Raw genomic sequence first — 13,188 nt, 5'->3', positions numbered from 1 at the left:
CCGCATCATGCGTTTCCCCACCGTTTTCCCCACTGTCCCTTACTGCACCCCGTGCATCAGTCGCTTGAGCGGCACGGCCAGCAGCAGCAGGACCACGCCGATGACAGCCGAAACTTCGCCGATGGTCTGGAACACACCGACATAGGTCTCAAGGCTGACTTTGAGATTGGTCACCTCGCCGCCCACCGTCTCGACACTGGCGAACTGCGCGACAACACCCGCAACATACTGCGCGACCGCGATGGAAAGATACCAGGTTCCCATCATCATGCCCACGATACGCGCGATCGAAAGCTTGGTGACCATCGATAGGCCCACTGGCGAAATGCACAGTTCCGCCATCGAATGGATCAGGTAGAGCCCGGCGAGCCACCACAGCCCGACCTTGAAGTTGCCATCGGCAAACTGCGCGCCCCAGACCAGGACCAGAAAACCCAGGCCCACGCCGATCAGCGCTATGCCGAACTTGACCGGAATGCCCGGTTCCAGTCCGCGCCGGGAAAGGGCTCCCCACATCATCGAGAACAGCGGCGCGAGCGCCACGATGAAGAAGGCATTGAAGAACTGCGTCTGCCCGGCGGTGATCGAGAACAGGCCGAATACGCTCATGTCAGTGTTGCGATCGGCAAACAACGTGAGCGAGGAGCCCGCCTGCTCGAACAGCGTCCAGAACACCGTGTTGAAAGTGATGAGCACCATGGCCGCAACCATCATCTGGAACTCGCGCGCATCGCCGTTGCGCCACGACCAGAACAGGATGCCGGGCACGGCGACGAGAAACGTGCCGAACATGATTTTGCCCATGATCGGCAGGCTGGCGATATAGCCCAGCAGGCCGGCGCTTTCGGGCGGCTTCACATAGGCCATGAGATTGGCGAACAGCAGATATGCCAGCGGCACCGCCGCCAGCGCGCCGATATAGACCAGGGCATCGCGCGACGGGTCGGCGTCCGCCGGCCGTTCGCCGAAGCCATCGAGCTTGCCGCCATCGAACTGGAACAGCAGCCACGCGACTCCCATGCCGGCCGCGGCGAGCGCAAAGCCCGCCCACCAGCCCAGCCCACCCCATGAGCCCATGCCGACGGCCAGCAGCGGGCACAGGATCTGCGAGAACAGCGAGCCGAGGTTGATGCCCATGTAGAAGATGGTGAAGCCGGCATCACGCCGCAGGTCGCCCTGCGCATAGAGTTCCCCCACGATGGTGGCGATATTGGGCTTGAAGAAGCCATTGCCGACCGTGACAAGCGCTAGACCGAGGATCAGGAAGAAGGTGAAGAGCGCGGAGCGTTCGCCGCCCGGTTCGAACTTGCCGGGAGCGATGCGGCGCGCCTCGCTGCCGTCGGCGCGCAACAGCGAGATCGACTTGTCTTCGTTGCCTTTGATCTGCAGCGCCGCGCCCTGATCGCTGACATACTGCTTGCGGGCATCGCCGGTCCCGGAAACCGTTACTTCATAGCGCTGCCCATCGATCAGCGCGAAGGGCTTCGCCGCGCCGCCGCTGCTGGAGAGGCACAGCACGACATAACCCAGGCTCATCAGGATCGCGCCGAACTTGACCGAGCGCTTGGAGCCGAGAAAGCGGTCGGCCATCAAGCCGCCAATCAACGGGGTGAGATAGACCAGCGCGGTGAAGCCGCCATAGATGCCGGTCGTCGTGGTATCACTGAACAGGAAATGCTGCGCGAGATAGAGCGTCAGCAGCGCGCGCATGCCGTAGTAGCCGAACCGCTCCATCGCCTCGGTCGTGAACAGGCGGGCGAGCTGGCGGGGATGGCCGAACCAGCTGGCATCCGCCGTACCGGAAACGGGCGGCGCCGCATCGTGTGAAACTGTCATCGGGGCAATGCTCTCCACAAACCGTCGGGACGCCGGCCGCGGCGCGGCGCCGGCGTCGTCCATGGCGCGCAAACTAGCGTCAAATGCCGGCAAGAGAAGAAACTAATCGCACGCGAAACCAGTTCGACACGATCATGCGGCCCGCAACCGGCCGCCTCCGCACGCGCCGCGCGCGAACCGGTGATGCGCGACATAATATTGCGCTGGAAAAGTGCACAGAACGCCCGCCGCATACCGTTTGCGTGCCAAGCTGTATTATGCCACTAGATCACCATGAGCATGGCCAGCCGCCCCGTCTACCTCAAGTTGCGCGACCAGATCGCCGCCGCCATTATCGAAGGCCGCTACCCGGATGGGGCCATGCTGCCGTCCGTCCGCGCGTTTGCCGCCGAGCAGGGCGCCAACCCGCTGACAGTGGCCAAGGCCTACCAGCAGTTCCAGGACGAAGGGCTCGTTCATGTGCAGCGCGGGATCGGCATGTTCGTCGCTCCGGGCGCGGCGCGAATCCTGCTCGAACGCGAACGGCAGGCCTTCCTGAGCGACGAATGGCCCCACATCGCCAGCCGAATCCGGCGGTTGGGGCTGGATGCGGACGCTTTATTGCATGAAAACGCCCCTGAATCGGTCAAATAGCACCATTTCGCAACGGTTCCCTCACAATCGATAGATTGTGCAGCAACGCGCTGTCTGGCAAAATCCCCGACCACGTCATCGATGGGGGTCGATATGACGCGGGAAAGCGGTTTCGCTTTCTTCTTGGGGATGCCGTCAGGCATCGGCGGAGGGTAGGTATGATCAGGTCTGAATTGCTGCAGGAACTGGGGCGGGAAAGCCCCGGTCTGCGTGCCGAGGAAATCGAGCGGGTCGTCGACGTGTTCTTCGACGAGATCGCCAAGCGCCTTGCCGAAGGCGGCCGGGTGGAGCTGCGCGGGTTCGGCGCCTTTTCCACGCGGGAACGGGAAGCCCGCAAGGGCCGCAATCCGCGCACCGGCGAAGCGGTGGACGTGCCGGACAAGCGCGTGCCCTATTTCAAGCCCGGCAAGGAAATGCGCCAGCGCCTTAACGCGGACTGACCCGGCCGGACCGGATGAAGCATGGTCCGGCGCGCGATCCAGCGACGCCGGACCGGCTTCCAGCAAACCCGCTCCTCCCGAACATAATCGGCGGACTGCATTGCGGCGGTGGTGTCGTTGTGCCAATCGCTCCATCACCCATTCGGCGGACGTGGCGGAATGGTAGACGCAGGGGACTTAAAATCCCTTGGGCATAGCCCGTGCGGGTTCGAGTCCCGCTGTCCGCACCATTTCCGAGATATTTCATCCGCCTAGGTAATTGTGCTGATGAAATAATCTGGGATCGAACGGCGTCATGGTAACCGCCCGGAAAGACTTTGCCCGCTATTGAACTCGTCGGTCAGGGCGCCTGTGCGCCCGGCGCGAATACCAACAGATAGCGTACAAGGGGACAGGGCTTGGCCCAGGAACACGATCTGCCGACGCCTCCGCGTCAGGACATGCAGACCCTGCCTGTCGGCGCCGAACTTCGCGCCGCCCCCCGCTTCACGCTGCTGATCCGTGCCGCCAAGCTGATCGCCGATGGCCGCGAATTCCTGTGCATCATCCGCGACGCTTCGGCCACCGGCCTCAAGGTTCGCCTGTTCACGCCGCTGCCCGAGCACAAATCGCTGATGGTCGAACTGGGCAGTGGCGAACGCTATCCGATCGAAGTGGTATGGGCCGCCGACGACCACGTTGGCGTGCGCTTTGTGGAAACCATCGACGTCGAGCGGCTGCTCCACGAGAACCAGGGCAACCACGCCAAGCGGCAGGTGCGGCTGCGCATCGCGCTTGAGGGTCTGCTCTATTCGGGCGGGGAAACAGTCCCGGTTTCGTTCGACAACATCTCGCAGCAGGGCGCGCGCATCGAAAGCGAGAAGTGGCTGCTCATCAACGAGCTGGTGCGGATCGAAACAAGCGCGCTGCCGCCGATCTACGCCAAGGTCCGCTGGCGCAATCACCCGCATTACGGCCTGCTGTTCGAGCAGACCTTCAAGCTCGATGAACTGGCGCGCATTTCCGCCACGCTGCAGCCGGCCCCGGACGCGCAGCAGGCGCCGGACAGCGGCGATTCGGCCAGCCGCGCGGGCTGAGAAATTCGCGCGGTGAACCCTCCCGTTTCGGAGGGGTCGTTAACCACCCCTTAGCCAATTTCCTTCATTTCCTGTGGCAGAGAAACCGCGTGGACGGGGAAATATGATGGTTAACGTAGGGTGCCCTTCGGTTGGTTCCAGCCAGCAATACGATGTCGATGTCGCGATCATCGGTGCCGGACCCGCCGGACTCACCGCCGGATATCTTCTTTCCAAGCAGGGCTACAGCGTGGCCGTGATCGAAAAGGACACGCGCTACGTCGGCGGCATCAGCCGCACCGTCGAACACGACGGCTATCGCTTCGACATTGGCGGGCACCGCTTCTTCTCGAAAAGCAAGCAGGTCGTCGACCTGTGGAACGAGATCCTGCCCGACGATTTCATCCAGCGCCCGCGCATGAGCCGCATCTACTACGAGGGCAAGTTCTACAGCTATCCGCTGCGTGCGTTCGAGGCGCTGTGGAACCTCGGCATCGTGCGCTCCACGCTGTGCATGGCCAGCTTCGCCAAGGCCAAGGCCTTCCCGAAAAAGATGGTCAAAAGCTTCGAGGACTGGACCACCAACCAGTTCGGCTGGAAGCTCTATTCGATCTTCTTCAAGACCTATACCGAGAAGGTCTGGGGCATGCCCTGTGACGAGATGAGCGCCGACTGGGCCGCCCAGCGCATCAAGGGCCTGTCGCTGGGCGCCGCGGTGCTTGATGGCCTCAAGCGCAGCCTGGGGCTGAACAAGCGGCCGAATGACGGCATGCAGACCAAGACCCTGCTGGAAACGTTCCGCTATCCGCGCCTCGGCCCCGGCATGATGTGGGAAGCCGCGCGCGACAAGGTGATCGCCGCCGGCAGCCATGTGCTGATGGGCCACGCGATGAAGCAGCTGGCCAGCGATGGCCAGGGTGGCTGGCGCCTTTCCGCCACCCGCATCGACGCCGATGGCACGGTGCAGGGCGAAACGCTGATCCGCGCCCGCCATGCGATCAGTTCCGCGCCGATGCGCGAACTGGCCACGCGCCTGCATCCGCTGCCTGCCACCACGCTGGAAGCCAACCGGCTGCGCTATCGCGATTTCCTCACCGTCGCCCTGAAGATCCGTTCGGAAGACCTGTTCCCCGACAACTGGATCTACATCCACGACAGCAAGGTGAAGGTCGGCCGCATCCAGAACTTCCGTTCGTGGTCGCCCGAGATGGTGCCGGACGAATCGGTCGCCTGCGTCGGCCTCGAATACTTCTGCTTCGAAGGCGACGACCTCTGGGCCGCGTCGGACGAGGCGCTGATCGCACTGGCGACGAAGGAAATGGCCATTCTTGGCCTTGTCCGCCCCGAACAGGTCATCGGCGGCGTGGTGGTGCGCCAGGAAAAGGCCTATCCGGTCTATGACGACGAATATGCCGCCAATGTCGCCGCGATGCGGGCCGAACTGGAAGCGGCCTATCCCACGCTGCACCTTGTGGGCCGCAACGGGATGCACCGTTACAACAACCAGGATCACGCGATGATGACCGCGATGCTCACGGTCGAAAACATCATCGCCGAACGCCGTGTCTATGACATCTGGTGCGTGAACGAGGACGCCGAATACCACGAGGCAGGCGACGAAGGCGAACAGCAGGCGCTGCCCGCCGGCCGCGCGCCGCTCAGCGAGGATCAGGCCGCCGCGCTCGCTTCGGTGCGCGATGTGCCGGAACGCATCCCCGCCACCGCGGAAGCACCCGTCTCGGGCAAGCCCGGCCGCCGCGCCGCCTGATCGCCCCGTCCTGACCGCCCCGTCCTGTTCGCCGCGCCCGCCTGAAGGATCGCCATCGATGACCGAGGTCGTGCTTCCGCTGTTCCATCGCCTGCGGCAGGCCACGCTGGTGCGTTACCTGCTGGCCAGCATCGGCGCGCTGGCGGTGGATATGGGATGTTTCCTGGCCCTGCTCGAAGCCGGCCTTCCCGCCATTGCGGCCTCGGCCATCGGCTATACCTTCGGCATCGCGGCCCACTGGCTGCTGTCCAGCCGCAAGGTTTTCGCGGACCAGGTGGCGATGGCTGGTCCCGCCCGCACGCGCCAAAAGGCCATGTTCGTCGTTTCCGCCCTGATCGGGCTGGGGCTGACGACGGTGATCGTCGGCGCGTTCACGGCGGTCGGGATCGATCCGCGCGTCGCCAAGGTTACCGCCATCGTCGCCAGCTTCGCCACCACGTGGCTCCTGCGCAAGCGGGTCGTCTTCCGGTGAACGGACCGGGTTTCAAAGCCGCCATCCCCGGCCGGGGCCTGTTACCGACCACGGGCGCGACCCGTGGCGGGACGACGGCCGGCGGCATATCCGGCTTCGGCTGGCCCACCGTGGTCCGTGCCGTGCTTGTATGGCTCGTGCTGTGCGTCATCCTGTTCACCGCCACGCGCACCGCGATCGCCACGACGCGCTTCGCCGATCCAGACGATGCGCTGCGGCTGCTGGAAGTGCGCGATCTGCTGGGCGGGCAAAACTGGTTCGACGTCCACCAGTATCGCGTCGCCGCGCCCGAAGGCGTGCCGATGCACTGGTCGCGGCTGGTCGATATACCGATTGCCGGCCTGATCCTGCTGCTGCGCCCGCTGGTGGGCGCCGCTGGAGCAGAGACGGTCGCACTGGTCGCCGTGCCGTTGCTGACGCTGCTCTGCGCGCTGCTGCTGATCGCGCGCCTCGCCGTGCGGCTGTTCGATCAGGAAGTGGCCGGCATCGCCTGCCTGGTCGGCGCGATCGCGAGCCCCGTGCTGTTCCAGTTCATGCCGATGCGCATCGATCACCACGGCTGGCAGATCGTGCTGGCGCTGGCGGCCTTCAACGGCCTGACCGCGCGCGATGCGCGGCGCGGGGGCACGGTGATCGGCCTCGCGCTGGCGGCGCAACTGGCGATCTCGATCGAGGGGTTGCCAGTCGCCGCGCTGTTCCTGGGCGTGTGCGCGCTGCGCGGCCTGCGCAATCCCGGCGAACGCCACGCCTGGCTGGCCCATGCCGCCACCGCGCTGGCGCTCGGCTCGATCGCCCTGTTCCTGGGCACGCGCGGCCTGCTCGACCCGATCAACCATTGCGATGCGATATCGCCGGTGTATCTCGCGGTGTTTGTCTGGGGCGCCATCGGCGCCAACGCGCTGCGCCTGGCCGCGCCGCGCCCGCTGGTGCTTCAGATCGGCGCGCTGGCGGTGATCGGCGCGGGCGCGCTCGGCCTGTTGCTGCTGGTCGCCCCGCAATGCGGCACCGGCGCGTTCGCGGAAATGGACCCTGTCGTCCGTAAATACTGGTACAGCGCGGTCAAGGAAGGCCTGCCGGTGTGGAACATGCCGCCGCTGAACGCGGTGACGATGATCTTCACCCCGCTGTTCGGCCTGCTGGCGACGGCATGGTACTGGCGCCGCGCCTCCTCCGCGCCGGAACGGCTGCTGTGGCTCGATCTCCTGCTCGTGCTGCTGGGCGCCTATGGCGTGGGCCTGCTGGTCGCGCGCGCTTCGGGCACCGCCTGCGTCTTTGCGGCCGTGCCGGTCGCCGCGCTGGTGCGCGATGGCATCACGGCCTTGCGTACACGCGGCGTTTCCGCGCGCATCGCGGGCTATGCCGCGGCCGCCGTGGTGCTGCTGCCCGCGCTGCCCGTGTTCCTGTGGAACGCGTGGAGCCCCGCCAGCCACGACAAGCCGGACACCGCCTTCCACGTCACCCGCTGCCAATACGCGCAGGCCGCCAGGGCGCTCGACAGGCTGCCCCCGACCGACCTGTTCGCGCCGCTCGACATTGGTCCCAATCTGCTGGTCTATTCACACCACCGCGTGATCGCCACCGGCCACCATCGCGGATCGGCGGCCATGCGCGACGTGATCGACGCCTTTATCGGCAGGCCCGAACAGGCGCACGCGATCGTCCGGCGCCGCCATGCGACGATGGTTGTGCTCTGTCCCGACATCAACGAGCCGCAGTATTACGCCGACGCCGCCCCGGACGGGCTCGCCGCGCGCCTGCTGAAGGGCAAGCCGCCCGCGTGGCTGCAACCGATCGATCCCGCGCCGGGTTCGCACCTGCGGTTCTGGCGCGTGGTGGATTGATCAGAGAACTGCGCGCGGACGGTGGCTTGAAAGAAGACGCCGGCCCGGTTTAGCCGCCGCCATCCAGCCGCTGCTGCGTCTGCGACCGATCGATCATCATCTTGTCGGACCGGCGCTGGGCTTCCCATTCGCTCTTCCGCATGCAGATACGCTTGGCTCGTATGCGCGAGCCCAGTTCCGGAACCTTCTGACACACCATCGGGTCCGTATCCGCGTCCGCGTTGGCTGGTGTGGCCGCGGCGGCTTGTGCGGTTATCGTCAGAACTGTCCCGGCAATGATGGTAAACAGCATTTCACACCCGTTCAAAATCCATCGTACCCGGCACGGGCAGCGATGAAGTGCTATGCCCCGATGATGTCACCTTTTTATGTCGAACGCCACCGTTAGCCGGTCGCCGGTGAGAAAGGGGCGTGTCGAATGCCACATCTGTGACGGAAACAGCATAAGTCGGCCCGGCACCGGCTTTATCACCTTGATGGGCGAAAGACCCAGCTTCAGAGATGCGGGAGCCTCGCCGAGAACAAGGCAGCCATCGTCCTCGGGCAAGGCTTCCGGCAGCGAGACGTAGAACACGCCGCTGATCCAGCCTTGCGGATGATGGTGGCTTTCATGGAACCCGGCGTCGCGCAAGCGGACGGACCAGCTGCCGGCGAAGCGGGGGTCATGTTCGCGTGATTGCGCCAGAACGGGATGGCGGGGATCGGAAGCCCCCAGCCCCCGCACGTGATCGGCGACCGCCGCGCGCACCTTTTCCCGCAAGGCCGAGATCCCGGAATCGATCCGCGCGAACAGGGGGCCGTCCGTCTGGGTGCCCTTGCGCACGGACTGGTTCATGAAGCGCCCCGCCCGCGCGTGCAGCATTTCCAGTTCGCGCTTCAGCGAATGCATCGCGGCGGCATCGCACGGCAGGTCATGCACCGTTATCAGGCCCGGCTGGCCTTCGAGCCATTCCGCCCTCGCATCGCCTGCCAGACGCCACGCGAGCGACGCGTAGGGCCAGAAGGCCTCCGCACCGGTCTTGTCCAGCCATGGTTCGATTTCCGCGCAGGCTTGCCCAACCTGCCCTGTCCGCAAGAGATGACGCGTGCGCCAGATGGCATGTTCGGGTTCCGTGCCCTGCCCCAGCGGCTCAAATACCGCCGCGGCGGAGCCGTGGTCACCCAGATCGTCCAGCAGCGCCGCCCGGCGCAACAGCAAGGTGGGTGTGGCGGCACACCGGGCCAGCGCCCGATCGACCGCGCCAAGCCCCTCCGCATATCGTTCCCCGTCGGAAAGCAGGTCGATGGCAAGCACGTGCAATACTTCCGCCCGCGGGTGAACGGTCAGCGCGCGGTCGATGCTGGCCAGGGCCGAATCCGCCCGGCCGACAAGCATGGCCAGCTGGGCGAACTGGCGGTGCCCGTCCACCCAGCCGGCATTGCCCGAAAGCAAAGTGCCAAGCTCGTCGAGCGCCCGGTCGCCCTCTCCTTCCGCCAGACGCGCCGACGCGAGGCCCAGGCGCAGGTCCGGATCGGAGGGCGCAAGCGCAATCGCCTGCTCGAACAGGCCCACGGCAGGCACCCCCGCTTCCAGCGAGACATGCGCGAGCGCGTGCGCCAGCCGCGCGTCCGAGGGCGCGATGCGGCGGGCGGCCTGCAGCGCTTCCAGCGCCTCCTCGCGCCGATCGAGTTCCCGTCGCAGCAAGCCCAGGAAATGCAAAACGCGGGCATCGCGCGGATGTTCGCGCGCATAGGCTGCCAGCACAGGCTCCACCTGCGCCTCCTGCCGGTTGTCGAGCGCGCGCGATGCCAGCGCCAGAAGATCATCGGCCTCGTGCCTTGAACCGCCGCTCATCGCCTCAGCCCTCACAGATCGGAGCGCCGCGGAGCATCGACCACCTCCGTCGCGATCACGGCACTGACAGCACTTTGCTCCAGCTCGGTCAAACCGGGATGCCAGACGTCGAAGATCAGCACGACGCGCAGCCGATCCGACGGATTCATCGCTTCGTGCTCGATCGTGTCGTCGAAGACGAAGGCTTCGCCTTCGCGCCAGAACCGCGTTTCCGCACCCACGCGGAACCAGCAACCGTCCGGCACGACCAGCGGCAGATGGCAGACGAGGCGCGCATTGTTCACGCCCACATGCGGGGGAATGGCCGTGTTGGGCGCCAGCAACGAAAACATCGCGTTGGGAGAAGCGCCGGCGATGTCCGGCTGCGACAGGCGCCCCAGCAGTTCCATCGTCACGGGGCATTGGCCGGCGTTTTGCGCGACAGCCTGTCCCTGGCGCAACAGGTGGATGGCCGTCCAGTCCCTGTTCCGGTTCAGGGGCCGCCATTGCGCCAGCGCTTCATGGTCCTGATACTGGATGTAAGGCAGCAGTTCGGACCGTTCCGATGCCATCGCCGTCCGCATTTCCTCGCGGATTGCGTCCGTTGCCGCCTCCAGATCCGAAAGCCACGGAAAATGTTCGCGCGGATGAAACTCCCGCTCCACAAGCCCGGGATAATGGAAATGGGTCGGTTCGCTGTGGAACACCTTCGTCTTGTGCAGGATGTTGTCGCGAAACCGGTTCATCCGCCAAAGGGTATCGCCGTCGGCGGCGGTCTCCTGCGCCCGGATGGCGTTGCGCATCATGTCTTCGCGCTGCCTTAGCCATGCGTCGCGGACCTTTTCCCCGGCCGTGACGACCGGCGTCAGAGTCGCTCCCAGATCGCCGGAGGGGCGCTGGGCCAAGGCTTCGTCCCAGGCCTGCCCGCAGTGGTCATCGCCCATTTGCTCCAGCAGGCTGGCGCGCAGGACCAGCGCCAGGAAATCCAGGGGCGCGAGCGCCAGCGCCTGTTGGACGGCGTCCAGCGCACGGCGCGGCTGACGCATGGCCCGGCGCAGACCGGCCAGTTGCAGCCAATGCGCCGGCGCGCCCCCGCCACCGGACAACGCTTGCTCCAGCACGCCGGCCCCGCCAGGCAGATCGCCCTGCCGGACAAGCGCATCGGCTTGCGCCAGAAGCCCGGGGTCCGGCGCAGCAGGCATCATGCGGATGCCGTCTCCGCCGAGGCCGGCCATTCGGGAATGCGCCCGTCGTCCAGCGAATAGCCGAACCGGTCGACCCACGGCCGGATCGTATCGAAGATCGGCGCCAGATGCCGCTCGTAACGCTTCCAGCGCCCCGCTGAGCGCTGGTACACCGGTTCGACCACTTGCGCATAACTGGCGGTCGACACCATGCCCCGCGCGCGCGCGGCCTCCCGGTGGTCGAGCCCCTCTTCCGGCCAGGCCAGGCCCAGCCAGTCGAACAGCGGACGCAGTTCGCGCGCCGTATCCTCTACCAGCCGTTCGTAAACCACCGTCCGCACAGGCAGGTCGAACAGCGCAAGCGTCCTCTCCCAGTGCGAGAAGGTGAGGTCATAGAGGCTGGCGGCATCCCGCAGATCGAGAAAGCTCGACATCGCGTTGTTGGTTCGGAAGTTCGTGAGGAAGCAGCTCAACAGCACATCGCACGGGTGGCGCATTGCAAGCACGAACCGCGCCTCGGGAAAAAGCCGGTGGATCGCCGCCGCCTGATTGGTATGGAGCGGCTGCTTGTCGACGATGACCATGCCCGGCGTCAGCCTGGTATGCGCGGCAACGCGTTCGAAGTAGCGCGCGCGCGCCGCCGCCAGTACCGCGGCGTCCGCCTGCGCCATACCGGCAAGCCCGCCCAGTTCCTGCTCGATTTCCACAATGAAGGGCTGCTCTTCCAGCACCACTGTCGTGGGGTCGGTCATCAGCATCGTATCAAGCAGCGTGGTGCCGGAACGCGGGAATCCGCCAAGGAAGATCGGCGCGGGATAATCACCGGGCTCGGGATCGAACGGCGTCCAGGTGCGGACCCAATCCGCCGTCAGGATCGCCGTGTTGGCGGCAACGCCGCCGCGGTATTTCGCCGCACGGCCGGTGGGATCGCTGGGATCGTCGCGCCAGAAGGCGTTCATTGCCTCGAACGCCTCGAACGCCTCGTCATAACGGCCCAGGCGGTCCAGCATCAGCCCGCGCAAATGCTCGCGCCAGGCGCCGGAAACGACATCGCCGGCACGCTCCAGCGCAACCAGCGCATCGTCGTTGCGGCCCGCGCGCTTCAGGCGCAGCGCGTCGATGAAATCGATGGGCGGACCGTCGATCCCCACCGCGATCGCGCGCGCGCGCAGCGGTTCCAGATCGGCCTCGCGATTGACGCGCTCGTATACCGAGGCAAGCCCTACATAAGCCGGCGCGTGTCCGTTATCGATTGCTATGGACGTTTCGTAGGCGCGTTCCGCATCCTCGTAGAGATTGATCCGGGCGGCCTCCAGCCCGAATTCGCTTTGCAGCGCCGCATCCTGCGGCGCACGACCGGCGGCATCGCGCAAGGCCTCGAACGCGGCGGTGTCATATCCGGCGCGCCGATAGAGGCCGTGCAGCGCCAGCAGCGGCGCGGGATCCTCAGGCACCGCCAGCGCGGCATCCCGCAACAGGGTTTCAGCCTCGTTGACCTCGCCCACCTCCATCAACGAATTGCCCAGGTTCACCCGTATCGGCTGGGAATCCGGCGCAAGAGCCAGCGCCTTTTTCAACGCCGCCGTCGCCGCGTGATGATCACCGACGTCGGACAGCGCATTGCCCAGGTTGTTCCAGGTGCTCCAGTCTTCGGGCTGTTCGGCGACGACGATCCTGTACAGCTCGATCGCGCGCGGCGCATCGCCGGCTTCCTGGGCAAGCGCGCCACCCAGACGCGCAAGCCGCAGCGAGCGATCGGCCCGCGCGGATTGAGCATCGCACAACTGCAGCGTTTCCGCGGTCCGGCCGGTACGGAAAAGGCATTCCGCAAGGTTTGCGCGCGCCGCGATATCATCCGGCCGCGCGCGCAACGCCGCGGTCAGATAGTCCGCCGCCCGTGCATATTGGCCACGGTGCATTTCGACGGCGCCGGCCAATCCCGCCAGAACCGGGTCTCCCGCATGGGCAACCCACGCGGATGCCGCCAGCGTAGCCGCGACATCGAGGCGCCCCGCCCGCGCGTGCGCCGCGATCTGCTGCAAGGTCTGGGGCGAAGCGGAAACTGCCATCAATCAAATCCTGCCGTCTTCAGGACACGCTGTCCATAAACGTAAAAAAGGTGGCGGCTTCCCGATGGAAGCCGCCA

The 13,188-nt window shown here is 65.9% G+C and carries 11 protein-coding genes and 1 tRNA gene; 7 read left to right on the top strand and 5 right to left on the bottom strand.

What is annotated here, in order from left to right; translation table 11 throughout:
* Positions 1–39: 39 nt before the first annotated feature.
* A complete protein-coding gene (locus F1640_RS10375) occupies positions 40–1,836 on the bottom strand; it encodes a peptide MFS transporter (protein WP_194919057.1) in 1,797 nt (598 codons plus the stop codon).
* A gap of 273 nt (positions 1,837–2,109) precedes the next feature.
* Between F1640_RS10375 and F1640_RS10370 the strand changes: the two genes are divergently transcribed.
* From F1640_RS10370 to F1640_RS10340, 7 genes are all read left to right on the top strand, one after another.
* A complete protein-coding gene (locus F1640_RS10370) occupies positions 2,110–2,469 on the top strand; it encodes a GntR family transcriptional regulator (RefSeq protein WP_125954285.1) in 360 nt (119 codons plus the stop codon).
* 158 nt (positions 2,470–2,627) lie between these two features.
* Positions 2,628–2,909 carry an integration host factor subunit beta gene (locus F1640_RS10365; protein ID WP_124810079.1) on the top strand — a complete coding sequence of 94 codons (282 nt, stop codon included), beginning with the start codon at positions 2,628–2,630 and terminating at the stop codon, positions 2,907–2,909.
* A gap of 145 nt (positions 2,910–3,054) precedes the next feature.
* Positions 3,055–3,139, top strand: a tRNA-Leu gene (locus tag F1640_RS10360).
* 168 nt (positions 3,140–3,307) lie between these two features.
* Positions 3,308–3,985, top strand: a complete 678-nt coding sequence (locus tag F1640_RS10355) for a PilZ domain-containing protein (RefSeq protein WP_223806700.1) — start codon at positions 3,308–3,310, stop codon at positions 3,983–3,985.
* A 103-nt stretch (positions 3,986–4,088) separates the two neighbouring features.
* Positions 4,089–5,732 (top strand): NAD(P)/FAD-dependent oxidoreductase, encoded by a 1,644-nt coding sequence (locus F1640_RS10350; protein WP_124810078.1) that lies wholly within the window; start codon positions 4,089–4,091, stop codon positions 5,730–5,732.
* Positions 5,733–5,790: 58 nt separating this feature from the next.
* Entirely contained in the window at positions 5,791–6,204 is a 414-nt protein-coding gene (locus F1640_RS10345; protein ID WP_125954284.1) for a GtrA family protein, read from the top strand.
* Positions 6,201–8,045, top strand: coding sequence for a hypothetical protein (locus tag F1640_RS10340; protein WP_309229242.1), 1,845 nt, complete (start codon positions 6,201–6,203; stop codon positions 8,043–8,045). The genes F1640_RS10345 and F1640_RS10340 overlap by 4 nt, the downstream gene beginning before the upstream one ends.
* A gap of 49 nt (positions 8,046–8,094) precedes the next feature.
* Here F1640_RS10340 and F1640_RS10335 read toward each other — a convergent pair whose 3' ends face one another.
* The 4 genes from F1640_RS10335 to F1640_RS10320 all read right to left on the bottom strand — a co-directional run bounded on the left by F1640_RS10335 (position 8,095) and on the right by F1640_RS10320 (position 13,111).
* Positions 8,095–8,337 carry a hypothetical protein gene (locus F1640_RS10335; RefSeq protein WP_194919055.1) on the bottom strand — a complete coding sequence of 81 codons (243 nt, stop codon included), beginning with the start codon at positions 8,335–8,337 and terminating at the stop codon, positions 8,095–8,097.
* 66 nt (positions 8,338–8,403) lie between these two features.
* Positions 8,404–9,879, bottom strand: coding sequence for a tetratricopeptide repeat protein (locus F1640_RS10330; RefSeq protein WP_194919053.1), 1,476 nt, complete (start codon positions 9,877–9,879; stop codon positions 8,404–8,406).
* Between the two features lie 11 nt (positions 9,880–9,890).
* Positions 9,891–11,063, bottom strand: coding sequence for an aspartyl/asparaginyl beta-hydroxylase domain-containing protein (locus tag F1640_RS10325; RefSeq protein ID WP_194919051.1), 1,173 nt, complete (start codon positions 11,061–11,063; stop codon positions 9,891–9,893).
* The gene (locus tag F1640_RS10320; RefSeq protein WP_194919049.1) at positions 11,060–13,111 is read right to left on the bottom strand and encodes a tetratricopeptide repeat-containing sulfotransferase family protein; all 2,052 of its coding nucleotides are present in this window, start codon (positions 13,109–13,111) and stop codon (positions 11,060–11,062) included. The genes F1640_RS10325 and F1640_RS10320 overlap by 4 nt, the downstream gene beginning before the upstream one ends.
* Positions 13,112–13,188: the final 77 nt, after the last annotated feature.

It is taken from the genome of Novosphingobium sp. NBM11, from assembly GCF_015390225.1.
Lineage (GTDB): Bacteria > Pseudomonadota > Alphaproteobacteria > Sphingomonadales > Sphingomonadaceae > Novosphingobium.
Note: the sequence above shows the minus strand (reverse complement) of the source record. Positions and strands in the feature narration are given on the sequence as shown.